The following is a 26,753-nucleotide window of genomic DNA, read 5'->3' on the forward strand; positions in this document are numbered from 1 at the left end:
GGGGCGCGGCAGGCGACTTGGCGTGGATGTCGGATCCGTCCGGGTCGGGATCGCGCTCAGCGATCCCGACCCCATCCTCGCGAGCCCGCTCGTTACCCTCACTCGCGACGCGACTGGCGACAAGGACGTCGACCAGCTCGTCGAACTCGTCACGGAACACGACGTGGTCGAAGTCGTCGTCGGCCTGCCGAGGACGCTCAAGGACCGCCACGGCCCGGCTGCCGAAGCGGCGCTCGAGTACGCCGAAAAGGTCGCCGCGAGGATCGCTCCGGTGCCGGTGCGGCTGGCCGACGAGCGGTTGACCACGGTGACGGCATCCAGGATGCTGTCGCAGCGTGGGGTGAAGGGACGTAAGCAGCGTGCCGTCGTCGATCAGGCGGCCGCGGTCGAGATCCTGCAGGCGTGGATCGACGCGGTAGCGGCACATCGCGCACGGAAGGGCGATACATGACCGAGCCTCACGGCCGGCCCGAACCCCGGCAGGGCGGTAGACGAAGGTTGCGGGAGCCCGAGGAGCCCGTCCAGCCACCGGCCCCGCCCCGCCGACGGCCCGAACCCCAGCCGCCGACCAGGACCAGGCACATGCGCCGCGATGCCCCTGAGGTCCCGCCCGCGGCGCCCCGTGGCCGCCGGGCCGCCGAGGAGCCGCCACCCCGGGTCCGTCGCGCCGCCGCCGAAGAGCCGCCGGCGCCTCGCGTACCGCGTCCGGTCCCACCGCGGCGGGCCCCGGAACAGGCGGTACCCCCGCCGCCCCCTCCCGCACCGCCCCGGCGGTCCCCCCAGCCGGGTGACCGCGGTCTCGGCATGCCCGCCTATGCACAGGAGGAGCCGCGTCCCGGCCGCCGCAGGCGCCGCGAGGACGACGGCCCGCACCCGGACGAGCGGCCGACCGACATCCTTCCCGCCGTGCAGGAGACGCCGCTGGCCCGGCGTCCCGGAGCGGCCCCTCCTCCGCCTCAGGGCAGCGAGGAGGAGTACGACGAGATCTTCGGCGACGACGCGTACGACGAGTACGAGGACTACGACGAATACGAAGACGACCAGGACTTCGAGGACGAGGATCGCGCCGAGCCCGAACGTATCGAGGACGAGCGCCCGGAACGGCAGGGACCGCCGCCCAAGAAGCGCAAGAAGAAGCGCGCACTCGGCTGGATCGCCGCACTGACCGTGCTGGTCCTGCTCGCCGGCGGTGCGTACTACGGCTTCACCGAGATCTTCGGCTACGACGACTACGAAGGCACCGGCGAGAGCGATGTCCTCGTCCAGGTGGAGAAGGGCGACTCGACGTCGGCGATCGGCAACCGGCTCCAAGCGGCCGGAGTGGTCGCCAGCGGCAAGGCGTTCGTGAAGGCGGGGGAGGACAACACCGCCGTCTCGCGGCTGCAGCAGGGCTACTACGTCATGAAGACGAAGATGTCCGGCGCCAGCGCGGTCGAGAAGATGGTCGCCCCCGGTACGAAGGTCGGCCAGGTCGAAATCCGGCCCTACACCCAGTTCCACGACATCACCCAGCCGGACGGCAAGGTGACGCCGGGTGTCTACTCGTTGCTGTCCAAGGCTTCCTGCGCCGATTTGAACGGCACGAGCACCTGTATCCCGGTCGAAGAACTGCGCAAGACGATCGAGACCGCGGACCTGGCGAAGCTGGGCGTCCCGCCCTGGGCCGTCGAGGCCGCCACGAAGGCGGAGCACAAGGACCGGCGGCTCGAAGGGTTGATCGCCCCGGGCATCTTCAACGTCAAACCCGGCTGGACGGCCGAGGAACTGCTCACCGACGTCGTGAAGACCTCGGCGGAGCGCATCCTCAACGCCGGGCTGAGCGAGCAGTCCAAGGGCGAAGGCAAGACGCCGTACGAGACGCTCATCATCGCGTCGATCATCGAACGCGAGGCGGTGAAGGCCGACTTCGGGAAGATCTCGCGGGTCGTCTACAACCGGCTCGACGAGAAGATGCGGCTCGAGATGGACTCGACGGTCAACTACGTCCTCGACCGGCCGACCCTGCTCACGAAACCCGAGGAGCGGGAAAAAGCGGGTGCGTACAACACCTACAAGTCCGTCGGCCTGCCCCCGACACCGATCGCGGTGCCCAGCGCGGAAGCGATCCAGGCCGCGCTCAAGCCGGCCGCGGGGGAGTGGCTGTTCTTCGTCAAGTGCGAGAAGAACGGGCTTTCCTGCTTCGCGGTGACGAACGACGAGCACAACAAGAACAAGCTGGACGCACAGAGGCGTGGTGTCTACTAACCGCAAAGCCGCAGTCCTGGGAAAGCCGGTCGAGCATTCGCTCTCGCCCGTGCTGCACGGCGCCGCCTTCCGCGCGCTGGGGCTCGAGGGCTGGACTTACGAACGCGTCGAAATGGACGGTCCCGGACTGCGCGCCTTCGTCGACGGTCTCGGTCCGGAGTGGACCGGATTGTCGGTGACCATGCCGGGTAAACGAGCCGCGCTGGAGTTCGCCGACGAGGTCACGCCGCGCGCGGCGGCGGTCGGTGCGGCGAACACCCTGGTGCGCCGGGAAACCGGCTGGCTCGCCGACTGCACCGACGTCGACGGGGTCACCGAGGCGCTGCGGATCGCCGGTGGCTACACGCCGGGCCCGGACGACGAGGCCGTCGTCCTCGGCGCGGGCGGCACCGCCGCGGCGGCCGTCGTCGGCCTGGCGACCCTCGGCGTGCGGACGGTGCGGCTCGTCGTCCGGGAGCCCGCGCGGGCGACGGAAACGGTCGAGGCGGCTTCTCGGGCCGGACTCGACGTCGAGGTCCTTCGCTGGGTCGACGCCGACTTCGGGAAACTCGCGGCAGGCTCGGCGGTACTGGTGAACACCGTGCCCCCGGACGCCGTCCGGCCGCATTTGGCGGAGCTGGCCGGGATCGGCTGCGTCCTCGACGTCATCTACCACCCCTGGCCGACAGCGCTCGCCGAGGCGGTCGCCGACCGGGGTGGCCGGCTGGCTACCGGACTGGACATGTTGCTGCATCAGGCTTTCGGGCAAGCCGAGTACTTCACCGGGCGACCCGCTCCCCGCGAGGCGATGCGGGACGCGCTGCGCGAGGCGACCGGCGGGATCCTTTCCCTGCAGATCCGCTGACAGGGTTGTGGCCAGTACATGAAGGCCCCCTTCACACTGCGCCTAGCGCCAATGCCAGGAACTTAAGGTCGGTGGCGTGGTGCTGTTTAGCGTGTTTTCCCTGGTCAGGTGGTCCGGCTCCAGCGGGTACCGGACGTTCGGGCGGCGCTGGTTCGCCGACGAGGGTTGGTGGGTCCGTGAAGGCCTCCTTGAGGGACCCAGAGTCCCTCAAGGAGGCCTTCACAGACTTGGAAATACGGGCAAATGCTACTCAAACGGACAATTTACCACGGTAAGCGTCCTTTATGGACGATCAGGGAAACCTCAGGCACCGTCGCTCAACTTCCTGGCATTGGCGCCTAGCGCAAGGAAGGGGGCCATCACGTACTTCACGCGAGCAGAATCGCAGGCTGCGGTGAGGCGTGCGTACCGAACGGCCACCGGAAGCCCCACACTGAAGGCTCCTTCCTCGAAACCCCTGACAAGGTCGTCCGGGTTCGATAATCTGGCCGACTGCCTTGAGGAAGGACAAGGGGTCAATGCCCAAACCCGATCGTGACGACTACACCGAAGAAGACATCGACAACTCGTGGGTCGGTCAGGCTCCGGTACTGAACTCCACCGTCACCCTGGCCGAATACGACCCGGAGTGGCCCAACCTGTTCGACCGGGAAGCGAAGCGCATCAGGGGGATCCTGGGGGAGCGCGCGCTGGTGCTGGAGCACGTCGGCTCCACATCGGTACCGGGACTCTGCGCGAAACCGATCATCGACATCATGCTCATCGTTCCCGATTCGGACGATGAGGACGCCTACCTGCCGCAGCTGGAGGCGGAGGGCTACAAACTCGTCATTCGCGAGCCGGACTGGGAGAAGCACCGCAGCTTCAAGGGTCCGGACACGAACATCAACCTGCACGTCTACTCGCCGGACAACGGCCAGGCCGAGCGTTATCGGCTCTTCCGCGACCGGCTGATCGCGCACGAAGACGAGCGGAAGCTCTATGAGGCCAAGAAACGCGAGCTGGCCGCGCGCACCTGGAAGTACATCCAGCACTACGCCGACGCCAAAACCGAGGTGATCGACGAGATCATCGAACGAGCGCGTGCCGCCCAATACGACGGTTTCGCCCGGATCTACGCCGCGCACGCCGAAACCAGCAGCACCAACGCCCACTACGACCGGCCCGCCATCGTCGAACTGGCCGGTGACGTGGCTGGCAAGCGGGTACTCGATGCCGGCTGCGCGGCGGGTCACCTCAGCGCGCTGCTCGCCGCCAAGGGTGCCGACGTCCTCGGTGTCGACGCCAGCGAGGGCATGGTCGCCGTCGCCCGGGAGAAGTTCGGGGACGTCGCGAGGTTCGAGACGGCGGACGTGTCCCGGCCGATGACGTTCGTCGAGGACGGCTCCATCGACGTCATCACGGCGTCCTTGGTGCTGCACTACCTGAAGGAGTGGGCGCCGGCGCTGGCCGAGTTCCGTCGCGTGCTCAAGCCGGGCGGGCTCCTGGTGTTCTCGGTGCATCATCCCGGCGAGGACTGGCGCTGGTTCGGCAAGCAGAACTACTTCCAGCTCGAACTGCTCGACGACGAGTTCCCGCCGGGGCAGAAGGTCCAGTTCTACCGGCGGCCGCTGAGCTGGACCTTCGGCGCCGTGCGGGACGCCGGGTTCGCCGTCGACAGGCTGGTGGAACCGATGCCGGAGGAGTCGATCGCCGAGTCCGATCCGCGCTGGTACGCGAACCTGCGGACCAAGCCGCGGTTCCTGTACTTCCGGACGGTTCGCGAGTGATCTCCTGAACGCGTTTAGTCCTCTGAATGCGAGACAGCCCGAAGCATTTATTGAGGGGTAAGGCAAAGGTGGCGTGGTGGGTGGTAAGTCCGTGAAGGCCTCCTTGAGGGACTCTGGGTCCCTCAAGGAGGCCTTCACGGACTTCAAGACGGGACGTTGATGTCACAGCCGTCCCACTGTCACCAGGGATCACGCCTGACGGTAGTGAAGGGCTCCTTCACTACCGTCAGCGTAGGCAAGGAAGCCTTCACCACCAGGGAAACGCGTAGGCAGCAGCGACCACAGCCCGCGACACGACACGTTTGACTTACCCCTCAATAGAGGACTAAACGCGTTCTCAGGCGGCGTCGTCGCGCTTGGAAAGGTCCCGGATCAGCGACACGATCTCCCGGCTGACCGGCCGCAGCACCCGCAGCCGCGACAGCCCCACCAGCCGGGCGATCAGCGGCACCGTCCGCTCCACCAGCACCCGGCTGCGCCTCTGGCCCGAGGACCGGTCGTGGACCCAGAACAGCACGACACCCATCTGGTACAGCCACAGCAGATCGGGCAGGTCGTCGCGCAGGTCCGGGTCGAGTTTGGCGTCGGAATCGGCGATGACGTCGCGCATCAGCCCGATGGAGGCGTCCCGCGCCGGCGTCGACTCCTCGCTGAACGGGCTCAGCGGCGAGTCCGGGTCGGCGGCGTTGACGAAGAACTGGGTGCCGAAGCGGTGGTACGGCTCCGCGACGTCGAGCCAGGTGAGCAGGACCGTTTTGAGCCGGGCGCTGAAGTCCCGCTCACCTTCGATCGCCTGGCGCGCCGTCGTGAGGTGCACCTTGGCGATCTCGTCGTAAAAACCCTGGATCAGCTGGTCTTTCGAGGCGAAGTAGTAGTACGCGTTCCCGACCGAGACACCGGCCTCGGCGGCGATGGCGCGCATGGTCGTGCGGTCGTAGCCGTTCTCGGCGAACAGCCGCAAAGCGGTCGCCACGATCAGTGACCTGGTTTCCTCACTCTTCGCCACCAGTGCACGTTATCCGGTCAGGGCGCCGGATGCGGAGCGGGCGCCGGGTAACCGGGGTAGGGCTGCGGCATCGGCGCGGGCCGGGTGGTGCCGTGGCCGAGGTGGCGACGCCGGATCCCGTTGAACACCAGCACGTTCCCGACGTGCATCACACCGAGGACGAGCGCGACGGTACCGACCTTCACCGAAAGCATCTCGAAAACGTCGCGTGCGTCGAGGACGGTGTCGTTGCTGGTCAGGAACAGGGCCACGAAGCCGAGGCTGACCAGATAGAAGCCGACGACCAGCAGCTGGTTGACCGAATGGGCCAGCGCTTGTTTGTCCTGGAAGACGTCTTCCAGGAACGTCTTGCCGTGCTTGCCCAGCGTGCGGGCGACCAGCACGGTCAGTGGGACGGTGATGACCAGGTAGAGCGCATAGGCCACTACGACAGGTTGCATGGGGACCTCCGTTTTGAACGTGTTCAAGACGAACGGTAGCCGATATTTTGAACGCGTTCAAGAGGTGCTGTTCACCTGGAGCTCACCCACGGGACCGCGGCGGCTGCGTAAGGTCTGGCCAGAACTCTGGGAGGTAAGACCGTGAAACGCATCGCCGCCGTGCTCACCTCGGGCGCCCTGTTGGCCGGAACGCTGCTGGCCGCCACGCCGGCGGAAGCCACCGTCGGCCGGAACGTCCGCTTCGCGACGTTCAACGCTTCGCTGAACCGGGGAGCCGCGGGACAGCTCGTGACGGACCTGTCGCAGCCGGGCAACGCGCAGGCGAACGAGGTCGCCGAGGTGATCCAGCGCAACCGCCCGGACGTGCTGCTGATCAACGAGTTCGATTACGTGCCGGAAAACCGCGCCGCGGACCTGTTCCGCGAGAACTACCTGAAGTGCGGCCAGAACGGCGCCGCCCCGATCGACTATCCGTTCGCGTTCACCGCGCCGTCGAACACCGGTGTCGCGACCGGTTTCGACCTCGACCGCAACGGCCAGGTCGGCGGCGGCAACGACGCGCACGGCTTCGGCCTCTTCGAGGGCCAGTACGGCATGCTCGTGCTGTCCAAGTACCCGATCGACACCAAGCACGCGCGGACCTTCCAGAAGTTCCTCTGGAAGGACATGCCGGGCGCGCTGCTCCCGGACGACCCGGCCACCCCGGCGCCGAACGACTGGTACTCGCCGCAGGCACTCGACGTCCTGCGCCTCTCGTCGAAGTCCCATTGGGACCTTCCGATCCGCGTCGGCCGGTCCACCGTGCACTTCCTCACCGCGCACCCGACACCGCCCACCTTCGACGGCCCCGAGGACCGCAACGGCACACGCAACAACGACGAGATCCGCTTCTGGGCGGACTACGTGACGCCGGGCAAGGGCCGCTACGTCTACGACGACCGCGGCCGTCGCGGCGGGCTGGGCGCGCACGAGAAGTTCGTCATCGCCGGCGACCACAACTCCGACCCGCTCGACGGCGACAGCGTCCCCGGCGCGATCTCCCGCCTGCTGAACGCCCCTCGCGTCATCGAGACCCGCCCAGGCAGCGAAGGCGCGGTGCGCGCCGCTCAGGACCAGGCAGGCGCCAACATCGGGCAGAAGGGCGACCCCGTCTTCGACACCGGCGACTTCAACGACAACGCGCCGGGGAACCTGCGGATCGACTACGTCCTGCCGTCGGAGGGCCTGTTCCCGTGGCACGCCGAAGTCTTCTGGCCGCTGCCCGATTCACCGCTGGCGCGGCTCAACGACGCGTCGGACCACCACCTGGTGCGCGTCGACGTGTTCGTCCCGCGCTGGTAGGTCTCAGCGGGCACGGAGCAGCGTTTCGCCCGGGCCGGTGAGCGTGGCCAGCCCGGCGCTCCGGCCGCTCACGGACAGGAGCAGGTCGACGAGCGGGCCCCGTACTTCCCGGGTGCCCGCTCCGCCGGACCACTCGGCGTCGGTGGCGATCAGCCTGAGGTCCTTACAGCGTTTCCTGGCGCCCCAGAACGGGCTGACGAGAAGGTGCTCCAGCGCCGCGATGGCGGGCTGTTCCGGCATCGGCCGGGCGATACCGAGCGGGCGGGCGACGTCCTGGCCGTGGATGAGCACGTCGGCGAGCGGGTCGATCGGTTTGGCGCCCGGAGAGCGGCGCGGTGAGCCGGCGTCCTCGCGGATCTGGGCCACGAGTTCGGCGGGGGAGAACCGCGCGGCGTAGGCGACGGCGTGGTCGACGTTCATCCGATCCCAGTTCCCTTTGGCCTTGACGATGCCGACGAGGGTGTCCTTGAGCCGGTTCCTGGTGGCCTGAGCGAGATGCCCCGCCATCGCGTGGACCGTCCACTCCGAACACAGTGTCCGCTTGGACCAGTCCTCTTCCGCGAGCCCCTCAAGCAGCTCGGCGAAGCTCAGCCGCTCCGCCTCGGTCCAGGCCAGGATCCTGCCCTCGTGCATCCCCGCTCCTCGTCCTCGGTCACCGTCGTTCGAGCGCCTTGACCGCCTCTTCGGAGGTCTCGATGGCGATCGTGTGGTAGCTCTCGATCCGCGAGACGATCGCCTCGCGCGGGCCCGACAGCCAGGCCTCACTGCCATAGAACTCGCGTTCTCGCCGTTCGTGTTCTTCGAGAGAGCCGAAGACGCGGATCAGGTAGGCCTCTTCGTGGCCGTCCTCGGCTTCAGCCGGTAGGTGCGGAATTCGAGGATCACGGCAGCCTCCCTGGGCACGGTCACTGAGCCGACCCTAGCCTGGTCCCCATGAAGATCGCGATTCTCGACGACTACCAGGAAGTGGCACTCGGCTTCGGGGACTGGGACTCCCTCGGCGCCGAGATCGAGGTGTTCGCGGAGCCGTTCGCGGACCCCGCCGACGTGGTGGCCCGCCTGCGGGACTTCGACGTCGTGGTCGCGATGCGCGAGCGCACCCGCTTCCCGGCCGAAGTGCTCGACCGGCTTCCCGCGCTCAAGCTCCTGGTGAGCACCGGGCACCGCAACGCCGCGATCGACGTCGCCGCCGCCCGGCGCAACGGCGTGGTCGTCTCCTCCACCGGGTACATCGCGGCCCCGGCGGCCGAGCACACCTGGGTGCTGATCCTCGCCGCCGCGCGGAACGTGCCGGTGGAGTCGCGGAACATGCGCGAGGGCGGCTGGCAGACCACGGTCGGCACGATCCTGCACGGCAAGACCCTCGGGCTGCTCGGGCTCGGCAGGCTCGGCGCGGGCGCGGCCAGGATCGGCAAGGCGTTCGGCATGGAGACCATCGCCTGGAGCCAGAACCTGACCCAGGAGAAGGCCGATCCCCACGGCGTGACGGCGGTGTCGAAGGAAGAACTGTTCGCGCGAGCGGACGTCCTGTCGGTCCACCTCGTGCTCAGCGACCGCACCCGCGGGCTGGTCGGGGCGCCCGAACTCGCCGCGATGAAGCCGACGGCGATGCTCGTCAACACCTCGCGTGGTCCGATCGTCGACGAAGCCGCTCTGGTGGATTCCTTGCGCCGCAAGGAGATCGCGGTCGCCGCACTCGATGTCTACGACGTCGAGCCGCTGCCGTCGGACCATCCACTGAGGACACTGGACAACGTCGTGCTCACCCCGCATATCGGCTACGTCACCCGCGAGGCCTACGAGATCTTCTACCGCGACGCCGTCGAGGACATCGCGGCCTTCCAGGCGGGTTCGCCGCTGCGTGTCATGGAGTGAGCTTGCCCAGTTCGGCGAGGACGGCGTCGGTGTAGGGCGGCCACACCTCGGCCGCCCACGGGCCGAACGCGCGGTCGGTGAGCGCGACGCAGGCGGCGCCGGCGTCGGGATCGACCCACAGGAAGGTGCCGGACTGCCCAAAGTGACCGAAGGTCCGCGGCGAGCTGGATGACCCGGTCCAATGTGGACTCTTGTGGTCGCGGATCTCGAAGCCGAGGCCCCAGTCGTTGGGCTTCTGGTGGCCGAAGCCGGGCAGGACACCGGAAAGGCCGGGGAAGACCACGGAAGTCGCCTCGCGCACCGTCTCGGCGGCGATCAGCTTCGGTGCCTGCAGTTCGGCGGCGAACGCGACCAGGTCGTCCACGGTGGACTCCGCACCCGAGGCGGGTGACCCGGTCAGCTTGGTCGCCTTCATACCCAGCGGCTGGAAAAGTGCCTCCGCCTGGTATTCGGCGAAGGGGATGCCGGAATGCTCGGTGAGCGCGTCGGCGAGCTGTTCGAAACCGGCGTTGGAGTACAGGCGCCGGTTGCCGGGCGCGGCCATCGGCTTGTGCTCGTTGAAGGCCAGGCCCGAGGTGTGCGCCAGCAGATGCCGGATCGTCGAGCCCTCCGGCCCGGCGGGAGTGTCGAGTTCGACGACGCCCTCTTCGATGGCGATCAGCGCGGCGTAGGCCGTCAGCGGCTTCGTCACCGACGCCAGCTTGTACACCTTCGACGTGTCGCCGTGCGTGCCCAGCACGTCACCGGCGGCGGTCACCACGGCCGTGGCGGCGTTGTCCACCGGCCACTGTTCGATCTCGCGCACGCTGTCCATGCCAACACCCTACGAAGCCCGGGCCGGTCGGGGCGGCCCGGGCTTCGCGGAATGAGGGATCAGGCGTCGAGGTCGGTCGCCACCAGCTCGGCGATGGCGTCGACGGCCGCCTCGGCACCCTCACCCTCGGCACTGATGATGACCTCGTCGCCGTAACCGGCGGCGAGCGTCATCAGGTTCAGCACGCTGCCGGCCGCGACCGGGTCACCGCCCGCCTTGGCGATCTTCACCGCGACGGGCTGCGCCGCGGCCGCCTTGGCGACCGTCGCCGCGGGCCTGGCGTGCAGACCCACCTTGCTGGCCACGGCGACGCGTTTCTCCGGCATGTTCTTTCCCTTTCGTGCCTTCGGTTCTGTTGAGCTGAAACTACTTGATGGGCTTGGCCGCGGTGGCTTCGAGATCGGCCTCGATCGCGTCGTCCTCGCGGCCAGGGGTCCGCAGGTTCCACTTCTTGATCACGAAACGGAAGATCACGTAGTAGACGACCGCGTAGGCCAGGCCGATCGGGATGAGCAGCCAGACGTTGCCGCTCGCCGCCGGGTGGTTGAAGTTGAGCCCGAAGTCGATCGCACCGGCGGAGAAGCCGAAGCCGAGGTGGATGTCGAGCGCGTTCACCAGTGCCAGCGACGTACCGGTCAGGAGCGCGTGGATCAGGTACAGCGGCCACGCGACGTACATGAACGAGAACTCGATCGGCTCGGTGATACCGGTCAGGAACGAGGTCAGCGCACCGGCGATCATCACACCGCCGACGATCTTCTTCTGGCTGGGCTTCGCGGTCTGCCAGATCGCCAGCGCCGCGGCGGGGATGGCGAACATGAAGATCGGGAAGAAGCCGGTCATGAAGGTGCCGCGGGTCGGGTCGCCCTCGAAGAACTTCGTGAGGTCACCACCGTCGAAGATGAACCACACCGGCACGTTCAGCAGCTGGTGCAGACCGACCGGGATCAGCAACCGGTTGAGCACACCGTAGATACCGCCACCGACCACCGGAGCGCCGGTGACCGCCTCGCCGACCGCCTGGATGCCGTCGTTGACCCAGTGGAAGACCAGGCCCAGCGGCACCGCGAGGATCATCAGCGTCAGGGCGGTGACGATCGGCACGAACCGGCGGCCGCCGAAGAAGGCCAGGTACGGCGGCAGCTTGATGCGGTAGAACTTCTGCCACAGCAGCGCGGTGACGAGACCGACGATCACACCGGCCAGTACGCTGTATGGCCACTTGAGCGGGTTGAGCATCAGGCCCGCGGGCTTCTCGGGATTCCAGCCCGGCAGTTCGGAGAACGGCGCGAAGACCTGGAGGACGCTGGTGAACACGAAGAAGCCGACCACGGCGGCCAGCCCGGTCGCCCCGTCGCTCTTCCGGGCGAAGCCGACGGCGATACCCACCGCGAACAGGAGCGGCAGCCAGTTGAACAGCGAGTTGCCCGCCGCGCCGAGCACTTCGGCGACCTTGTCCCAGCCGAGGCCGTCCTTGCCGAGCAGGTCGGGCTGACCGAACCTGTTGAGGAGTGCGGCGGCGGGCAGAGCGGCGATGGGGAGCATGAGGCTGCGGCCGAAGCGCTGAAGCCCGGCCAGTCCCTTGCCCTTGCTCTTCGCCCCCTCCGCGGTGGTGGAGCTCATCGGGTACCTCCGTAGTGAGGATGGTGACCGGAATCCGGGGTGTTCCGGTCAAGCTGCATGGTGACCTGGTAGTGATCGCCCCGGTACCAGGAAGTCATGTCTTCGATCGGTTCCCCGTTGACGCTGGAGACCCGGCGGAAGACAAGGAGCGGACTGCCCGCCCGCATGCCGAGCATGCGTGCCGTTTCGCGGTCCGCGGATTCGGCCCAGACCGTCTGCCACGCGTGGTCCGGGCGCAGGTCGTACGACTGGGCGAGTTGGACGTACAACGATCGAGTGAGATCGAGGTCGAGCAGGCCGGGCATCCGGCCGGCGTGATACCAGCCGCGTTCGACCGCCAGTGGCACCCCGTCGGCACGGCGGAGCCGGACCAGCCGGTGCGCCGGCGTGCCGGGTGCCAGGCCGAGGGCGTGCGCCGAAGGGGTGGGCGGGACCTCGGTGGCGGTCTTGACGACCTCCGTGGTCGGCGTCATCCCGCGACGGCGCATGTCCTCGGTGAAGGACATCAGGTAGAGCTGCAATTCCATCCGCCTCGCGGCGGTGAACGTCCCTTTCCCGCGCACGCGGGAGAGGAGCCCTTCTTCGACCAGCTTGCCGATCGCCGACCGGACCGTGAGCCTGGACACCTGGTAGGTCTCGGCGAGGTCACGTTCCGAAGGAATCGGTGAGCCGGGGGGTAGCTCACGCTCCACCGTGCGGCGCAGAATCTCCCGCAGCTGGGCGTGCTTGGGCGTCGGTCCGTTGATCACACGGTCGGACGGCGGCAGCTGCGCCGAAGCGCTCATGACGGTCACCGTCCTTTCGGGCCGGTCGATTCGGGTAACCCGTACTCGCGTCAGGTCCGGAAGATTGGTACGTTCCGGTCTAGACCAATGATCCGATGGGGCAGGATGCTCCGTCGCACGAGCGGGTGTCAACCACCGTTACGCGTTCGTGGCCAGGGATCGGGTGCGAGTCGGCGAACGGCGTAGTACAGCTGGTTCGCATGTGGGAAACCGACAGGGAACAGGGAGACCGCGATGGCGGATGACAGGCCGGAAAAGATCCTCGCGGCGCTCGGCGGCGCCGAGAACGTCATCGAGGTGGAGGGGTGCATCACCCGGCTGCGCTGTGAGCTCGAAGACATGAGCCTGCTCGACGAGGCGGCGCTGAAGGCGGCAGGCGCGATGGGCGTCGTGCGCATGGGAGCCGGTGTCCAGGTCATCGTGGGGCCGGAGGCCGACACGATCGCCAGTGACATCGAGGATCTGCTGTGAGCCTGGAGATCCTGAGCCCGGTCGGCGGCAAGACAACCGCCATGACCGAAGTGCCCGATCCGGTCTTCGCGCAGGCGATGGTCGGCCCCGGTCTCGCGGTCATGCCCTCCGGCGGACGTCAGGACGCGGTCGCGCCGGTCGACGGGACGGTCGTGACCCTGCACCCGCACGCTTTCGTGGTGGCCACCGAAGACGGCCGCGGCGTGCTGGTCCACCTCGGGATCGACACGGTGAAGCAGAAGGGCGAGGGGTTCACCCTCCACGTCGTCAAGGGTGAGTCCGTCCGCGCCGGGCAGCCGGTCGTCGGATGGGACCCGGAGGCCGTCGCGGCGGCGGGCTACTCGCCGATCGTGCCTGTCGTGGCCTTGGACGCGAAGGCCGAAGTCCTTTCGGGACTGCTCACCGGCGGCGACGTCGAGCCGGGCGACCCGATCTTCACCTGGGACAGCTGAACTTCACACTCGCGAGTGTCATGAGGGGTCCCCATAGGACGGTTTTCGTCCTATGGGGACCCCTCATGACGTTTCTCAGGCCGTGACGACCTGGCCGTTGGTGACCTTGACCGCGATCGACGGCAACGGCTGGTCCGCCGGTCCCTTTTTGACGGCGCCGGTCGCGGCGTCGAAGATCGAGTTGTGGCAAGGGCATTTCAGTTCCGCGCCCGCCGGGACGACCGCGCAGCCCTGGTGCGTGCAGATCGCGCTGAACGCGGCCGCGGTGCCCTCGGCGGTCCTGGTGACGATGACGTCCTTGCCGTCGGCGGTCTTGGCGGCCTTCGCCTGGCCGACCTCGAGGTCGGAGAGCGCGGTCAGGGTCTCGCCCGGTGCCGCGGCGGGCGGTGCGGCGGCCGGGCCGGACGACGGGGCTTCGCTTCCGCAGGCCGTCAGGGCCACGGCACCCACGGCCGCGCCGGCGACGGCGGCCCCGGTGGTCAGGACGGTGCGGCGGGAATGCAGTTCGGCAGTCATGCCCATACACACGGTTCAAGCGCCCATCCGGTTCAATTTCGCCGACCATCGGGTGCGGGATTGAACCGAGAGCCCCTCTTTTCCGTGTTCACAGGCATAGGGGAACCGAACACGCGAAAAGAGATACGGACATGATCCGGTGGTTGTTGCGGGCGGTGGTGGCGGCGAGCCTGCTCGGTTCGGCGTGGGTGCATTACGTCGTATGGCAGGACTGGGCGGCCGAGACGGATGTGGTCGGGCCACTCTTCCTGGTGAACGTGGTGGCGGGCGTGGTGATCGCGGTCGCCGTCCTGGTCTGGCACCACTGGCTGCCCGTGCTGGCGGCGATCGGCTTCGGTTTGGCCACGCTGGGTGCGTACGTGCTTTCGCTGACGACAGGGTTCTTCGGCGTCTCGGAGCGCTTCACCTCCCAGGCCGAGCTGTGGGGCCTGATCACCGAAGTGGCGTGTGTCGTCTTCGCCCTCCCTTTGCTCTTCGTCCGCGAAGGCACGGATCGGTGAAGGAATTCGCGGAGGACCGGCTGATGCGGGCTCTGCACGACGAGCACGCCGCGGCGCTGTGGTCCTACGCACTGCACCTCACCAGCGGTGACCGGGTCCGCGCCGAGGACGTCGTCCAGGAGACGTTGCTGCGGGCCTGGCGCAACGCCAAGGTGCTCGACCAGTCCGAGGGATCGGCGCGGGGCTGGCTGTTCACCGTGGCGAGACGGATAGCGATCGACGACTGGCGTGCTTCCGCGGCGCATCCGGAGGTGGTGACCGGCGAACCGCCCGAAACGGCGGTCACGGACGGCACCGAACGGGCGGTCCAGGGCTGGCTGGTCGCCGAAGCCCTCGGCGAGCTCTCGCCGAGACATCGTGAAGTGGTCGTTTTGTGCTATTTCCAGGGCTACTCCGTCGCGGACGCGGCGAAGCGGCTGGGTGTGGCCGAAGGGACCGTCAAGTCGCGGACGCATTACGCCTTGCGGGCGTTGCGGCTGGTATTGGAGGAGAGAGGGGTGACTCAATGACCGACCCCTTCGCCACCTACGACGCGGCTTACGTGCTCGGGGCATTGTCCCCGGAAGACCGGTCCGCGTACGAGAAACACCTTCACGTGTGTGACCAGTGCGCCGCGTCCGTGCGCGATCTGGCGGGGATCCCGGGCCTGCTGGCCCAGGCCGGTGCCCCCGCACTGCTGGAGGAGGAACCGTTGCCGTCGCCCGAACTGCTGCCGACCGTGCTCAAACGGGTCCGCCGGGGACGGCGGATCCAACGGACGATCACCGCCACCGCGGCCGGGGTCGCCGTCGCGGCCAGTGTCACGCTCGCGGTCGTCCTGACCGGCCCGGTCGCGTCGGGCGGTGATCCGATGACGCCGCTCGGCGACTATCCGGTGACCGCCGAGGTCGCCATGTCCGCCACGGACACCGGCACCAAGGTCGACATGACGTGCAGCTACGGCGGGAACCGCACCGGGGACTACATCCTGGTCGCCGTCGACGCCGACGGCGGCACCAGCGAACTGGCGTCCTGGCGCGCGATGCCCAAGGACACCGCGCACATCGTGGTCGGCACCGCGATGCGCACCGGGGACATCAGGGCACTGGAGATCCGCACGCCCTCGGGTCTCCCGCTGCTGCGGATGAACCCCTGATCCCGGTGTCATGACAGGGCTTCGGTACCGGATGTGAGGTGGATTGGTACCGACCGCGAAAAGTTTCAGAAGGGTGCTTCAGGTACCGGCGGGCGGGTCGGCCGGTCCGTGAAGGGCCCTTGGAGGACTTGTCTTTGTTTACCCACTGGTGTGGAGCTTGTGCGGGTGGCCGGTGTGGTCGGGTGGGGAGGATTCCGGCCGTTGGACGGCCGGAATCTTCCCCGCTCGGTCGCCGGTCCGCAGATCGTGAGGGACACGAGCTTGATCAACGGAAGATCGGGGACGTTGAGTGTCCCGGATCTTCCGTTGATCAAGGTGCGAGACCGAGGCGACGACCACCACCCTCGTCCAGGTCAGAAGTAAGTCCGTGAAGGCCTCCTTGAGGGACTCAGAGTCCCTCAAAGTTCCCCTCACAGCCTGCGCCATCACACGTTCCCCCAGTACATGATGGCCTCCTTCCCTGCCTTGAGCGTAGGGAAGGAGGCCTTCACGGACCTCCCACCTAGGCCGCTGCGGGGAATCGTCCCTTGTGGACGCTCTGACGCGGCGGGTGACCGTGCGCGGCCCGGCGCAAGTAGTCGACTAAAACGCGTTCCGCCGGCCGCCCGGAACCCGCGCCCCACCTGCCGTAAGTGCGTGAAAGTACCTGTCACGAAAAGAAGTTCTTGCCTCAGCACACCATGCAGGCGGACTCTTGATCTTGTGTTCATGTCGATCGCCTTCGCGGTGGCGGGCGCCGGATCGGCGCTCGCCACCGGCGCCTGCCTGCGCCGTGCGGGAGCGCCGGTGACGGCCTGGGCGGTCGCTCTCACGGCGGCCCTCCTCCTGGCGGTCTGCCTCCGTCACCAGGACGGGGCCTGGCCGTCGTGGTGGCTCGCGGTCCCCGCCGTGCTGACCGTCTTCGCCGTCCCGCTGGCGCTCGCCGACCTCAAGTACCGCCGCTTGCCCGACATCCTGACCCTGCCCGCGTACCCGGCCCTCGCCGCCGCCATCACGGTCGCGGCGGCCGGGGGAGGGGCGGCCATCGCGGCGCGGGCCCTGCTGGGCGCGGTGGTCTTCGGCGGCGCGCACGCGCTCGTTCACGCGCTGTCGCCGCGCTCGCTCGGCGCCGGTGACGTGAAGCTCGCCGGAAGCCTCGGCGCGGTCCTCGCCGCGACGGGCTGGCCGTCGGTCGTGCTCGGCGCGGTCGCCGCGGCGCTGCTGAGCGTGGCACTCGCGGTTGGCGGACCCAGGCATCCGACGGTGCCGCACGGCCCCGGTCTCCTGGTCGCGGCCTGGGCGCTGGCCGTCTTCGCCGGACCTGGTCCGGGATAGCCCGGCCCTTCCCCGGCAGGTTGAGACGTTGTGACAGGATCTGTCAGGTGTTGCGCTGGATAACCGCAGGGGAATCGCACGGACCCGCCCTCGCCGCCATCCTGGAAGGGATGCCCGCCGGGGTCGAGGTCACGACCGCCGAAGTGGGCGAGCAGCTCGCGCGACGGAGGCTCGGCTTCGGCCGCAGTCCCCGGATGGGCTTCGAGACCGACCACATCGAGTTCACCGGCGGCGTCCGGCACGGGCTCACCCAGGGTGGCCCTGTCGCGATCCAGATCGAGAACGCCGAGTGGCCCAAGTGGGAGAAGGTCATGTCGGCCGATCCCGTGCCCGCCGAGGAGCTGGAAGGTCTGGCGCGCAACGAGCCGCTGACCCGTCCCCGGCCAGGCCACGCGGATCTGCCCGGTATGCAGAAGTACGGCTTCCCCGAGGCCCGTCCGGTGCTGGAACGCGCGAGCGCCCGCGAGACCGCGTCGCGGACCGCGCTCGGCACGGTCGCCCGCGCGTACCTCAAGCAGCTGCTCGGGGTCGAGATCCTCAGCCACGTCGTGTCGATCGGCGGCGCCTCGGCGCCGGAGGGCCCGCTGCCCGTCGCGTCGGACCTGCCCGCCATCGACGAGAGCCCCGTCCGCGCCTTCGGCCAGGAGGGGACCGACGCGATGGTCGCCGAGGTCGACGCCGTGCGGAAGGCCGGTGACACCGTCGGCGGCGTCATCGAGGTGATGGCCTACGGGCTGCCGCCGGGCCTCGGCTCGCACGTGCACTGGGACCGCAGGCTCGACTCCCGCCTCGCCGGCGCGCTCATGGGCGTGCAGGCGATGAAGGGGGTGGAGGTCGGCGACGGCTTCACCACGGCCACGCGCTGGGGCAGCCAGGCCCACGACGAGATCGACCGCGGCACCGGCCCCGTCGGGGTGACCCGCCGGTCCAACCGCGCGGGCGGGCTCGAAGGCGGCATCACCAACGGCGAGCCGTTGCGTGTGCGCGTCGCCATGAAGCCGATTTCGACCGTCCCGAAAGCACTGTCCACTGTGGATGTCACCACCGGTGAACCCGCGGTGGCCATCCACCAGCGGTCCGACGTCTGCGCGGTACCCCGTGCCGGTGTCGTGCTGGAGTCGGTGGTCGCGCTGATCCTCGCCGACGCCGCGCTGGAGAAGTTCGGCGGCGACTCGCTGGCCGAAAGCAAGCGCAACGCCGAGGCCTACCTGAAGGCGCTCGAGGAGCGCTGGTGACTCCTCGCGCGGTGATCATCGGGCCGCCGGGCTCGGGTAAGAGCACGGTCGGCCCGGCGCTCGCCGCCGCGCTCGGCCTGGCCTTCCGCGACAGCGACGACGACATCGTCGCGAGCGCGGGCAAGCCCATCACCGACATCTTCACCGACGAAGGCGAGCCCGCCTTCCGCGCGCTGGAGGAGGAGATCGTCGCCAAGGCGCTGGCCGAGCACGACGGCGTCCTCTCCCTAGGCGGGGGAGCGCCGATCACGCCCGGCACCCGGGAGCGGCTCGCCGCGCACACCGTGGTCTTCCTCAACGTCGGGATGGCCGCCGGTGTGCAACGCGCCGGGCTGTCGACGGCGCGTCCGCTGCTTGCCGGAGTGAACCCCCGCGCCACCTACAAGGCGCTCCTCGACGCGCGCCTGCCCGTGTACCGCGAGGTGGCCACGATCGAGATCGACACCGATCACCTGACCCCCGACGAGGTCGTCGAGGCCGCCGTCATCGGACTGGACGAGATCAGCAAGGAAAAAGCATGAAGCGCACCACCGCCGGCGTTCTTTTCGCCGTCCTCGCCTTGACCCTGACCGCGTGCGGCGAGGAGAAACAGCCCGCCGGTTCCGATGTCGTCCAGACCGGTGGGGCGACCAGCGCCGCTCCCGGCGCGACCAGTGCCGCCGCCGAGGCGGACGTCGCCGCGGACGTCAAGGTCACCAAATGCGACAGCAACAGCTACACCCCGAAGATCACCATCGAGGTCACCAACAGCACGAGCGAGGACGCGCGCTACGCCGTCACCATCGCGATCAAGGACGCCGAAGGCAAGGACTCCGGGGAAGCGCTGTTCGCCAAGAACCGCATGACGCCTGGCCAGACGGTGACCGAAGAGATCCCGGGCGACACCCCGGTCAAGGGCAAGATCACCTGCGAGGTCGCCAGGGCCAAGCGGCTTCCGCCGAAGTGAGGGACACGATGACCGAGCCGGTCCGCATCACCGTCAACACCGCCAAGCCGTACGACGTCGTCGTCGGCCGGGGGCTGCTGGGCGAGCTCACCGAGCAGCTCGCCGACGCGTCCAAGGTCGCGCTGATCCACCCGCCGACGCTCACCACCACCGCGGAGGCCATCCGCGACGAGCTGGCCGAGGCCGGGATCGACGCGCACCGGGTCGAGATCCCCGACGCCGAGGACGGCAAGGCCCTCACGGTCGCCAGCTTCTGCTGGGAGGTGCTCGGCCGCATCGGTCTCGACCGCCAAGGTGTGGTCGTCGGCCTCGGCGGCGGCGCCGTGACCGACCTGGCCGGGTTCGTCGCCGCGACCTGGATGCGCGGCGTGCGCCTGGTCAACGTGCCCACCACGCTGCTGGGCATGGTCGACGCCTCCCTGGGCGGGAAGACCGGTATCAACACCGAGGCCGGCAAGAACCTGGTCGGCGTCTTCCACGAGCCGAGCGCGGTCCTGGTGGACCTCGCGACGCTGGAGACGTTGCCGCCCAACGAACTCGTCGCCGGGATGGCCGAAGTCGTCAAAACCGGGTTCATCGCGGATCCCCGCATCCTCGAACTTGTCGAGCAGGACCCCGCCGCCGCGCTGGATTCCACCGGTGAGGTCCTCGGCGAGCTGGTCCGCCGCTCGATCCAGGTCAAGGCCGACGTCGTCGCCGCGGACCTGCGTGAGTCGAACCTGCGCGAGATCCTCAACTACGGCCACACACTCGGCCACGCCATCGAACGCCGCGAAAAGTACCGGTGGCGTCACGGTGCCGCGGTGAGTGTCGGACTGGTGTTCGCCGCCGAGCTCGCGCGCCTGGCCGGCCGCCTCGACGACGCCACCGCCGATCGCCACGGCGTCGTCCTCAAGCTGCTCGGCCTGCCGACCACGTACGACCCGGACGCGCTCCCGCACCTGCTGGAAACGATGAAGGGCGACAAGAAGACCCGCTCGGGCGTGCTGCGCTTCGTCGTGCTCGACGGGCTCGCGAAGCCCGGCAGGCTGGAAGGCCCCGACCCGTCGCTGCTCGCGGCGGCGTACTCGGTGGTGGCGGGTGAGGCTCCCAAGCCCGGCGGGAGCGTGCTGCTGTGAAGGTGCTCGTCCTCAACGGTCCCAACCTCGGCAGGCTCGGGTTGCGCGAACCGGGGATCTACGGTTCGGCCACGCACGCCGATCTGGTCTCGGCCTGCGCCGACACCGGCAAGGAACTCGGGATCGACGTCGAGGTCCGCCAGACCGACCACGAGGGCGAGATGGTCGGTTGGCTGCACGAGGCCGCCGACGCCGGCTGGCCGGTGGTGCTCAACGCCGCCGCGTGGACGCACTACTCCATCGCGGTCCGCGACGCCGCCGCCCAGCTCAAGGCGCCGCTGATCGAGCTGCACATCTCCAACGTGCACAAACGCGAGCAGTTCCGGCACCACAGCGTGCTGTCGGATATCGCCACCGCCGTCGTCGCCGGGCTCGGCGTCGACGGCTACCCGCTCGCCCTGCGCTGGATGGCCGCGAACGCGGTATGAACAACCCGCCGGAGCTGGTCACCGCACGGCTTCGGCTGCGCGCGCTGACCGAGGCCGACACCGAAGCGATCGTCGCGCTCTTCGCCGACCCGGCGATGAGCGCGCATTTCGCGGTTCCGCTCACCGACCCGGACCGCATCCGGGCCATGATGAACCGGCGCCTCTCCTATCGCGGCCCGTCCGGGATGGGGCATTGGGCGATCGAGCGGGACGGCGAGGTGATCGGTCTCGCCCATCTGCGGCCGTCGGAGGAACTGCCAGGCCGGGTTCCGGAGATCGGCTACTACCTCGCACGTGAGCACGGCGGACAGGGGCTGGCCACCGAGGCCGCGCAGGCGCTTTTGGCTCACGGACTCGTCGGGCTGGGCTTGTCGTCGGTATGGGCACTGGTCGGCGAGTCCAATGTGGCCAGTCTGAACCTGATGCGGCGCTTGGGTTTCCTCGATGTCGGCGGCGGTGATCACTACGGCAGCGGGCCGCACCGTGTTTTCGTCGCGCTGCCGTCGGACCACGGTAAACCGCACCACATCGAACTGTGGGTCCCGGATCTTGCGCGCGCCGAGGCGAGCTGGGGCTGGTTGCTCGGCGAACTCGGCTGGGGCGAATTCCAGCGCTGGCCCGCCGGGGTCAGCTGGAAGCACGGCGCGACCTACCTCGTCGTCGAACATTCGCCCGCGCTCAGCGGCGAAACGCACGAGCGCACCCGGCCGGGGCTGAACCACCTCGCCCTGCACGTGGAGTCCCGCGATCGGGTGAACGAACTGGCCGCGAAAGCCCTCGAACACGGCTGGTCGGCGATGTTCCCGGACAAGTTTCCGTATGCGGGCGGTGATCACCACTACGCCGCCTACCTCGAAAACGCCGATGGCTTCGAAGTGGAGCTCGTCGCTCTACCGGGGAGCGACGTCACCCAGGCGGGCTAAGTCTCGCTACACTCGGCCATCATGCGCCTTTTTCGTGGGGGTCGGCGATCCGCCCGTGCCGTGGTGGCCGTCCTCGCGGCCGGCGCGCTTCTGGTGGCGTGCAGTGACGGCAACGTCCAGTCCCAGGCCGACGGCAAGGGCGGCGGGATCGGCGGAGTCCAGCAGACGCCCGGCGAGAAGCCGCGCCCGATGGACGTCGAACTCGCCACCGGTGATCCGCGGCAGAGCGGTGGCGTGGTCGCCGCGGGCGATCAGGACGCGGTCTACAACTACGGACCGACTGTGATGCGCGACGGCGACAAGCTCCGGATGTGGTGGTGCAGCCAGTACGGCAGTGCCCAGCCCGCCGGGGACGACATCCTCTACGCGCAGTCGCCGTCGCTCGACGGTCCCTTCACCGGCCCGTCCGGCGGCGGCCCGGCGGCGGTGTTCTCCGGCGCGCCCGGCGGTTTCGACGGGATGCACACCTGCGACCCCTCGGTGATCAAGGTCGGCTCGACCTACTACATGTATTACACCGGCGCGGCGGGCGACCACGCGCTCGGCAACTCGATCGGGCTCGCCACCAGCACCGACGGGCTCACCTGGACGCGTGCCGCCGGCGGACAGCCGATCATCGGGCCGTCGCACGACGTGCACCGCGCCAACGTCTACGGCGCGGGCCAGCCTTCGGCGGTGTACCTCGACGGCTGGTTCTACGTGCTCTTCACCGACACCACGGCCAAGGCGGCCGGGTGGAACGGCGCCGGGCAGTTCCTGCTCCGCGCCAAGGACGCGGCCTTCACCCAGGGCGTGGAGACGCTGGGGGACCAGGGCTTCGTCGCCAAACCCACCACGATCTCGCCGCGCACCCGCTCGCTGGTCGACGGCTTCAGCACCGACCTGATGTGGGTCGGCGCGCTCGACGCCTTCGTGATCGCGCACGAAACCGACACCGGTACCACGCTCACCTTCTGGACCAGGGACTTCGCCGCCCAGCCGTACCGGCCACAGCTCATCCCGGGCGCCTGGAAGGAAGGCCCCGGCCTGGTCCGGCGGCCCGACGGGCACGCGCCGCTCTCCTCGGGCGACGTCTGCGACCGGGTCCCGTTCGACGTCGTCCGCGCCACGATCGTCGGCGGCGCGGGGGCGCCGACCGACCTCAAGCATTTCGGCCTCGACGTCCGCGGTTCGCGGGCCTGCGACGGCGACGCCCGGATCCGGACCGCGTTCGAAGGGGTCGCGATGCCTTCGCCGCAGCGGACGATCGACCTGGTGGCCGACGGAAAACTGGTCCGGGTCGACCGGCGCTCGGTGGCGGCTGCGCTCGCGGGCGAGGTGGTCGACCAGCGGCTCAAGGTGCTCGAGAAGTTCCCGCAGGCCGCGCGCCTGAGCGCCGGGGCGAGGATGGTGCGCGCGCCGGGCCGCGGGGTCGCGGTGGTGCTCGACGGCAAGCTGTTCGGCGTGCCCGACGCCGGGGCGGCGGCGCTGAACGACTCGACCGTCGAAGAGATCAGCGATCAGGCCTGGGACGGTTTCCCGGCCGGTTTCTCGCTCTCGGGCTGAGCCTCGTCGTCCTCCGGGGCCGTCTTGGCGATCCGGCCGCCGACGAACAGGCCGAGCCCGGCCGGGATGAGCACCAGCAGGGCGGAGAAGGCGGCACCGCCGGTGAGCGCGCCGCCGAGTTCGGAGGCGCCGGTCTGGTCGACGAACACCGCCCGGCCGATCACGTACAGCACACCGGAAACCGGGCCGGCGATCAGCGCCGCGATGAACCAGTTCTTGCCGCGTTCGGGTTTGCCCTGCCAGGCGTCCACGGCGCTCCAGCCCGCCGCCGCGCCGACGAGGACGGCGAGGGCGAGCGAGGTGACGAGGGTCTTGTCGGTGGGGTTGTAGACCTCGTACTTGGCCAGCACGGTGACGGCCGCGCCGTGCAGCAGCGCCATCACGAGTCCACGAGTCAGCCACGGTGCCATTGGGGGAGTTTAACTCGCCAGTAGCGACCCGCCCGCCCCACGCATCCAGAGGACTATTGAGGGGTAAGTCAAACGTGGCGTGATCGCCTCGCTGATGTGAAGGTCCCCTTCCCTACCCTGAAGGTAGCGAAGGAGACCTTCGCGGACTGGTCGCAATCAAGGACTCCCCACTGAGACAGTGGGGCCTCCTTGACTGTCCACAGGGGACACCATTAGACGACTTCATGTCCGATTGATGCCTATATTTACGGTTTCGAAGGGGGTCGTGAGTGTTAATGAGGGTTATTGAGGGGTAAGGCAAGGGTGGCGTGGTGGGTGGTAAGTCCGTGAAGGCCTCCTTGAGGGACTCTGGGTCCCTCAAGGAGGCCTTCACGGACTTCAAGACGGGACGTTGATGTCACAGCCGTCCCACTGTCACCAGGGATCACGCCTGACGGTAGTGAAGGGCTCCTTCACTACCGTCAGCGTAGGCAAGGAAGCCTTCACCACCAGGGAAACGCGTAGGCAGCAGCGACCACAGCCCGCGACACGACACATTTGACTTACCCCTCAAATAAATGCGCCCGGCCCGGCCGCGTTCAGTCCTCTGGATGCGGGGTCTCGCCAAAGCGGCCGGTCTCGCGCGGGGGCTCCACCCCCTAAACTCCATCACGTGCGTGAATACTTCTCTCGCCGCCGTGCGGCGCTGCGTTCCCTGCTTGCCGACTCCGGGGTGGACGCGCTGCTGGTCACGGACCTGCTCAACATCAGGTACCTGACCGGCTTCACCGGGTCCAACGCCGCTCTCCTCGTCCACGCGAGCGGCGACGACAAGACGATCTTCTGCACCGACGGCCGCTACACGGTCCAGTCGGCGACGGAGGTGCCCGACCTCGAACGGGTGCTGGACCGCGCGAGCGCGGCGAAGCTGGCCGACCTCGCGGCCGAGAAGAAGCTCGGCAAGACCGGCTTCGAGAGCCAGCACGTCAGCGTCGAGCAGCACGAGGACCTCAAGGTGCGCTTCGACCGCGTCGAACTGGTCCGCACTCCGGGTCTCGTGGAGCAGTTGCGGCTGGTCAAGGACGAGCAGGAGATCGAGGCGCTGCGCCAGGCGTGCGCGGCGGCCGACCGGGCACTGGAGGATCTGGTGTCCTCCGGCGGGCTCCGGCCGGGCCGCACCGAGCTGGACGTCGCCCGCGACCTGGAGAACCGGATGCTCGGCCACGGGTCGACCGGGCCGTCGTTCGACACGATCGTCGCGGCGGGCGTCAACTCCGCGATCCCGCACCACCGGCCGACCTCGGCCGTGCTCGCGACCGGCGACTTCGTCAAGATCGACTTCGGCGCCACGGTCGACGGCTACCACTCCGACATGACCCGCACGTTCGTGCTCGGCAAGCCCGCGGCGTGGCAGGAGGAGGTCTACGAGCTGGTCCAGCGCGCGCAGGCGGCGGGCTGTGACGCGGTCTTCCCCGGCGCCAAAGTGTCCGAAGTGGACAAAGCGGCCCGCGGCGTGATCGCCGACGCGGGGCGCGGCGAGGAGTTCGGTCACGGCCTCGGCCACGGCGTCGGACTGCAGGTGCACGAGGCGCCCAGCCTCGCTACCACGGGCGTCGGTACACTGACCGCCGGTATGGCGGTCACCGTCGAGCCTGGTGTGTATCTGCCCGGCCGCGGTGGCGTGCGCATCGAGGACACGCTGGTCGTGCGGGAAGGTACGCCCGAACTCCTCACACTGAGCACCAAGGAACTCGTGGTCGTCTGACGGCGGCCCGGAAGATCGACACAGGAGACTGCACACTCGTGGCCACCACCAACGACCTGAAGAACGGGCTCGTCCTCAACCTCGACGGCCAGCTGTGGACCGTCACCGCGTTCCAGCACGTCAAGCCGGGCAAGGGCGGTGCGTTCGTGCGCACCACGCTCAAGCACGTCCTGACCGGGAAGGTCGTCGACAAGACCTTCAACGCGGGCACGAAGGTCGATACGGCCACCGTCGACCGCCGGAACATGACCTACCTGTACAAGGAAGGTCAGGACTTCGTGTTCATGGACTCGGAGACCTACGACCAGATCACCGTGCTGGCCGAGACCGTCGGTGACAATGCGAACTACCTGCTGGAGAACACCGAGGCCCAGGTCGCGGTGCACGACGGCGTCCCGCTGTACATCGAGCTGCCGACCTCGGTCGAGCTGATCGTCCAGCACACCGACCCCGGCCTGCAGGGCGACCGCTCCACCGGTGGCACCAAGCCCGCCACCCTGGAGACCGGCGCCGAGATCCAGGTGCCGCTGTTCCTCACCACCGGCGAGAAGATCAAGGTCGACACCCGTGACGGCCGCTACCTGGGTCGCGTCTCCAGCTGATGGCAGGCTCAGACAAAACCGGTAAGTCACCGAACCGCGGTGGGCCGATCAGCCGTCGCCAGGCCCGCAAGCGTGCCGTCGAGATGATGTACGAGGCCGCCCAGCGCGGTGCCGACGCGGTGACGCTGCTGGCCGACCGCGTCGGTTCGGTCGAGGTCGACCCGATCGGGGACTACACGATCTCGCTGGTCGAGGGCGTCACCGGGCGCCGGGCCCAGATCGACGAGCTGCTCTCGGAGCACGCTCAGGGCTGGACGCTGGACCGGATGCCGCCGGTGGATCTCGCGGTGCTCCGGGTCGGTGTCTACGAGCTGCTGTGGGCCCCGGACGTGCCGGACCCGGTCGCCATCGACGAGGCCGTCGGACTGGCGAAGGAGTTGTCGACCGACGACTCGCCGCGGTTCGTGAACGGCGTGCTCGGCCGGATCGGCACCATCGCCGACCGCCTGCGCGCGGTCCTATGACAATGGTGACCACGATCAGGTGACCAAGGCTGAGGTGACCAAGGCTGAGGTGACCAAGGTCAAGGTGACCAAGGTCTTTTGATCCCTTGGAGTCGCGCGTTTTGGCCGTCAGGCCCCGGAAACGCGGCTGCGGGCCGCCTTCATGTTAACGGGCCGTGCCTTGTCAAGGCACGGCCCGTAGACGTGTTTCCGGCCGCGCGATAAACAAA

At 68.7% G+C, this 26,753-nt stretch carries 30 protein-coding genes and 1 pseudogene; 22 read left to right on the forward strand and 9 right to left on the reverse strand.

Annotated elements, in window-relative coordinates:
* Window positions 1–22 precede the first annotated feature (22 nt).
* The 4 genes from ruvX (at window position 23) to ACZ7KI_RS25430 (ending at window position 4,857) form a co-directional block, all read left to right on the forward strand.
* Entirely contained in the window at window positions 23–451 is a 429-nt protein-coding gene (ruvX, locus tag ACZ7KI_RS25415) for a Holliday junction resolvase RuvX (protein ID WP_470275585.1), read from the forward strand.
* A gap of 353 nt (window positions 452–804) precedes the next feature.
* On the forward strand, window positions 805–2,244 hold the full coding sequence (gene mltG / locus ACZ7KI_RS25420; protein WP_470275683.1) for an endolytic transglycosylase MltG: 1,440 nt from the start codon (window positions 805–807) through the stop codon (window positions 2,242–2,244).
* Entirely contained in the window at window positions 2,231–3,088 is an 858-nt protein-coding gene (locus tag ACZ7KI_RS25425) for a shikimate dehydrogenase (RefSeq protein WP_470275586.1), read from the forward strand. The genes mltG and ACZ7KI_RS25425 overlap by 14 nt, the downstream gene beginning before the upstream one ends.
* A gap of 518 nt (window positions 3,089–3,606) precedes the next feature.
* Window positions 3,607–4,857: a GrpB family protein gene (locus ACZ7KI_RS25430; protein WP_470275587.1), complete on the forward strand. Its 1,251-nt coding sequence runs from the start codon at window positions 3,607–3,609 to the stop codon at window positions 4,855–4,857.
* Window positions 4,858–5,194: 337 nt separating this feature from the next.
* Here the strand turns inward: ACZ7KI_RS25430 and ACZ7KI_RS25435 are convergent, their stop codons facing one another.
* The gene (locus ACZ7KI_RS25435; protein WP_470275588.1) at window positions 5,195–5,863 is read right to left on the reverse strand and encodes a TetR/AcrR family transcriptional regulator; all 669 of its coding nucleotides are present in this window, start codon (window positions 5,861–5,863) and stop codon (window positions 5,195–5,197) included.
* Window positions 5,864–5,880: 17 nt separating this feature from the next.
* Window positions 5,881–6,303: a hypothetical protein gene (locus tag ACZ7KI_RS25440; RefSeq protein ID WP_470275589.1), complete on the reverse strand. Its 423-nt coding sequence runs from the start codon at window positions 6,301–6,303 to the stop codon at window positions 5,881–5,883.
* A 141-nt stretch (window positions 6,304–6,444) separates the two neighbouring features.
* On the opposite strand from ACZ7KI_RS25440, the gene ACZ7KI_RS25445 reads away from it, so the two are divergent.
* Window positions 6,445–7,644, forward strand: coding sequence for an endonuclease/exonuclease/phosphatase family protein (locus ACZ7KI_RS25445; RefSeq protein ID WP_470275590.1), 1,200 nt, complete (start codon window positions 6,445–6,447; stop codon window positions 7,642–7,644).
* Between the two features lie 3 nt (window positions 7,645–7,647).
* On the opposite strand, the gene ACZ7KI_RS25450 is transcribed toward ACZ7KI_RS25445, so the two are convergent.
* Window positions 7,648–8,277, reverse strand: a complete 630-nt coding sequence (locus ACZ7KI_RS25450) for a maleylpyruvate isomerase family mycothiol-dependent enzyme (protein ID WP_470275591.1) — start codon at window positions 8,275–8,277, stop codon at window positions 7,648–7,650.
* A gap of 300 nt (window positions 8,278–8,577) precedes the next feature.
* Here ACZ7KI_RS25450 and ACZ7KI_RS25455 point away from each other — a divergent pair, with 300 nt between their 5' ends.
* On the forward strand, window positions 8,578–9,519 hold the full coding sequence (locus tag ACZ7KI_RS25455; RefSeq protein WP_470275592.1) for a D-2-hydroxyacid dehydrogenase family protein: 942 nt from the start codon (window positions 8,578–8,580) through the stop codon (window positions 9,517–9,519).
* Here ACZ7KI_RS25455 and ACZ7KI_RS25460 read toward each other — a convergent pair.
* From ACZ7KI_RS25460 to ACZ7KI_RS25475, 4 genes are read right to left on the reverse strand one after another with little or no spacing between them, the layout of a single operon-like run.
* A complete protein-coding gene (locus tag ACZ7KI_RS25460) occupies window positions 9,509–10,333 on the reverse strand; it encodes a serine hydrolase domain-containing protein (RefSeq protein ID WP_470275593.1) in 825 nt (274 codons plus the stop codon). The genes ACZ7KI_RS25455 and ACZ7KI_RS25460 overlap by 11 nt on opposite strands.
* Before the next feature lie 59 nt (window positions 10,334–10,392).
* Window positions 10,393–10,659 (reverse strand): HPr family phosphocarrier protein, encoded by a 267-nt coding sequence (locus ACZ7KI_RS25465; RefSeq protein WP_470275594.1) that lies wholly within the window; start codon window positions 10,657–10,659, stop codon window positions 10,393–10,395.
* A 40-nt stretch (window positions 10,660–10,699) separates the two neighbouring features.
* Complete coding sequence (locus ACZ7KI_RS25470) at window positions 10,700–11,956, reverse strand: PTS transporter subunit EIIC (RefSeq protein WP_470275595.1); 1,257 nt, start codon at window positions 11,954–11,956, stop codon at window positions 10,700–10,702.
* Window positions 11,953–12,741, reverse strand: a complete 789-nt coding sequence (locus tag ACZ7KI_RS25475; protein WP_470275596.1) for a GntR family transcriptional regulator — start codon at window positions 12,739–12,741, stop codon at window positions 11,953–11,955. Before ACZ7KI_RS25475 ends, ACZ7KI_RS25470 begins: the two co-directional genes overlap by 4 nt.
* A 225-nt stretch (window positions 12,742–12,966) precedes the next feature.
* Between ACZ7KI_RS25475 and ACZ7KI_RS25480 the strand changes: the two are divergent.
* Window positions 12,967–13,212 (forward strand): annotated as a pseudogene (locus tag ACZ7KI_RS25480) (PTS sugar transporter subunit IIB); the annotation flags it as partial.
* Window positions 13,209–13,664: a PTS sugar transporter subunit IIA gene (locus tag ACZ7KI_RS25485; protein WP_470275597.1), complete on the forward strand. Its 456-nt coding sequence runs from the start codon at window positions 13,209–13,211 to the stop codon at window positions 13,662–13,664. The pseudogene ACZ7KI_RS25480 and the gene ACZ7KI_RS25485, both read left to right, overlap by 4 nt.
* A 75-nt stretch (window positions 13,665–13,739) precedes the next feature.
* Here the strand turns inward: ACZ7KI_RS25485 and ACZ7KI_RS25490 are convergent, their stop codons facing one another.
* On the reverse strand, window positions 13,740–14,180 hold the full coding sequence (locus tag ACZ7KI_RS25490; RefSeq protein ID WP_470275598.1) for a QcrA and Rieske domain-containing protein: 441 nt from the start codon (window positions 14,178–14,180) through the stop codon (window positions 13,740–13,742).
* Window positions 14,181–14,311: 131 nt separating this feature from the next.
* Here ACZ7KI_RS25490 and ACZ7KI_RS25495 point away from each other — a divergent pair, with 131 nt between their 5' ends.
* The 11 genes from ACZ7KI_RS25495 (at window position 14,312) to ACZ7KI_RS25545 (ending at window position 23,324) form a co-directional block, all read left to right on the forward strand.
* A complete protein-coding gene (locus ACZ7KI_RS25495; protein WP_470275599.1) occupies window positions 14,312–14,680 on the forward strand; it encodes a hypothetical protein in 369 nt (122 codons plus the stop codon).
* Window positions 14,677–15,189 (forward strand): sigma-70 family RNA polymerase sigma factor, encoded by a 513-nt coding sequence (locus ACZ7KI_RS25500; RefSeq protein WP_465466001.1) that lies wholly within the window; start codon window positions 14,677–14,679, stop codon window positions 15,187–15,189. Before ACZ7KI_RS25495 ends, ACZ7KI_RS25500 begins: the two co-directional genes overlap by 4 nt.
* Window positions 15,186–15,815, forward strand: a complete 630-nt coding sequence (locus ACZ7KI_RS25505; RefSeq protein ID WP_470275600.1) for an anti-sigma factor family protein — start codon at window positions 15,186–15,188, stop codon at window positions 15,813–15,815. The genes ACZ7KI_RS25500 and ACZ7KI_RS25505 overlap by 4 nt, the downstream gene beginning before the upstream one ends.
* A gap of 702 nt (window positions 15,816–16,517) precedes the next feature.
* Window positions 16,518–17,129, forward strand: a complete 612-nt coding sequence (locus ACZ7KI_RS25510; RefSeq protein ID WP_470275601.1) for a prepilin peptidase — start codon at window positions 16,518–16,520, stop codon at window positions 17,127–17,129.
* 47 nt (window positions 17,130–17,176) lie between these two features.
* The gene (aroC, locus tag ACZ7KI_RS25515) at window positions 17,177–18,364 is read left to right on the forward strand and encodes a chorismate synthase (protein WP_470275602.1); all 1,188 of its coding nucleotides are present in this window, start codon (window positions 17,177–17,179) and stop codon (window positions 18,362–18,364) included.
* Window positions 18,361–18,885, forward strand: a complete 525-nt coding sequence (locus ACZ7KI_RS25520; protein WP_470275603.1) for a shikimate kinase — start codon at window positions 18,361–18,363, stop codon at window positions 18,883–18,885. The genes aroC and ACZ7KI_RS25520 overlap by 4 nt, the downstream gene beginning before the upstream one ends.
* Complete coding sequence (locus tag ACZ7KI_RS25525) at window positions 18,882–19,310, forward strand: hypothetical protein (protein WP_470275604.1); 429 nt, start codon at window positions 18,882–18,884, stop codon at window positions 19,308–19,310. Before ACZ7KI_RS25520 ends, ACZ7KI_RS25525 begins: the two co-directional genes overlap by 4 nt.
* 8 nt (window positions 19,311–19,318) lie before the next feature.
* Entirely contained in the window at window positions 19,319–20,428 is a 1,110-nt protein-coding gene (gene aroB / locus ACZ7KI_RS25530; RefSeq protein WP_470275605.1) for a 3-dehydroquinate synthase, read from the forward strand.
* Entirely contained in the window at window positions 20,425–20,856 is a 432-nt protein-coding gene (gene aroQ / locus ACZ7KI_RS25535; protein ID WP_470275606.1) for a type II 3-dehydroquinate dehydratase, read from the forward strand. Before aroB ends, aroQ begins: the two co-directional genes overlap by 4 nt.
* The gene (locus ACZ7KI_RS25540; RefSeq protein ID WP_470275607.1) at window positions 20,853–21,779 is read left to right on the forward strand and encodes a GNAT family N-acetyltransferase; all 927 of its coding nucleotides are present in this window, start codon (window positions 20,853–20,855) and stop codon (window positions 21,777–21,779) included. The genes aroQ and ACZ7KI_RS25540 overlap by 4 nt, the downstream gene beginning before the upstream one ends.
* Window positions 21,780–21,839: 60 nt before the next feature.
* Window positions 21,840–23,324 carry a glycoside hydrolase family protein gene (locus ACZ7KI_RS25545; RefSeq protein WP_470275684.1) on the forward strand — a complete coding sequence of 495 codons (1,485 nt, stop codon included), beginning with the start codon at window positions 21,840–21,842 and terminating at the stop codon, window positions 23,322–23,324.
* On the opposite strand, the gene ACZ7KI_RS25550 is transcribed toward ACZ7KI_RS25545, so the two are convergent.
* On the reverse strand, window positions 23,279–23,704 hold the full coding sequence (locus ACZ7KI_RS25550; RefSeq protein ID WP_470275685.1) for a B-4DMT family transporter: 426 nt from the start codon (window positions 23,702–23,704) through the stop codon (window positions 23,279–23,281). The two genes, ACZ7KI_RS25545 and ACZ7KI_RS25550, sit on opposite strands and share 46 nt — an antisense overlap.
* A 682-nt stretch (window positions 23,705–24,386) precedes the next feature.
* Between ACZ7KI_RS25550 and ACZ7KI_RS25555 the strand changes: the two genes are divergently transcribed.
* From ACZ7KI_RS25555 to nusB, 3 genes are read left to right on the forward strand one after another with little or no spacing between them, the layout of a single operon-like run.
* A complete protein-coding gene (locus tag ACZ7KI_RS25555; RefSeq protein ID WP_470275608.1) occupies window positions 24,387–25,478 on the forward strand; it encodes a M24 family metallopeptidase in 1,092 nt (363 codons plus the stop codon).
* A gap of 38 nt (window positions 25,479–25,516) precedes the next feature.
* A complete protein-coding gene (gene efp / locus ACZ7KI_RS25560; protein ID WP_470275609.1) occupies window positions 25,517–26,080 on the forward strand; it encodes an elongation factor P in 564 nt (187 codons plus the stop codon).
* Window positions 26,080–26,544 carry a transcription antitermination factor NusB gene (gene nusB / locus ACZ7KI_RS25565; protein WP_470275610.1) on the forward strand — a complete coding sequence of 155 codons (465 nt, stop codon included), beginning with the start codon at window positions 26,080–26,082 and terminating at the stop codon, window positions 26,542–26,544. The genes efp and nusB overlap by 1 nt, the downstream gene beginning before the upstream one ends.
* The last annotated feature ends 209 nt before the right edge of the window (window positions 26,545–26,753 follow it).

Source organism: Amycolatopsis sp. NPDC039088 (assembly GCF_055598845.1).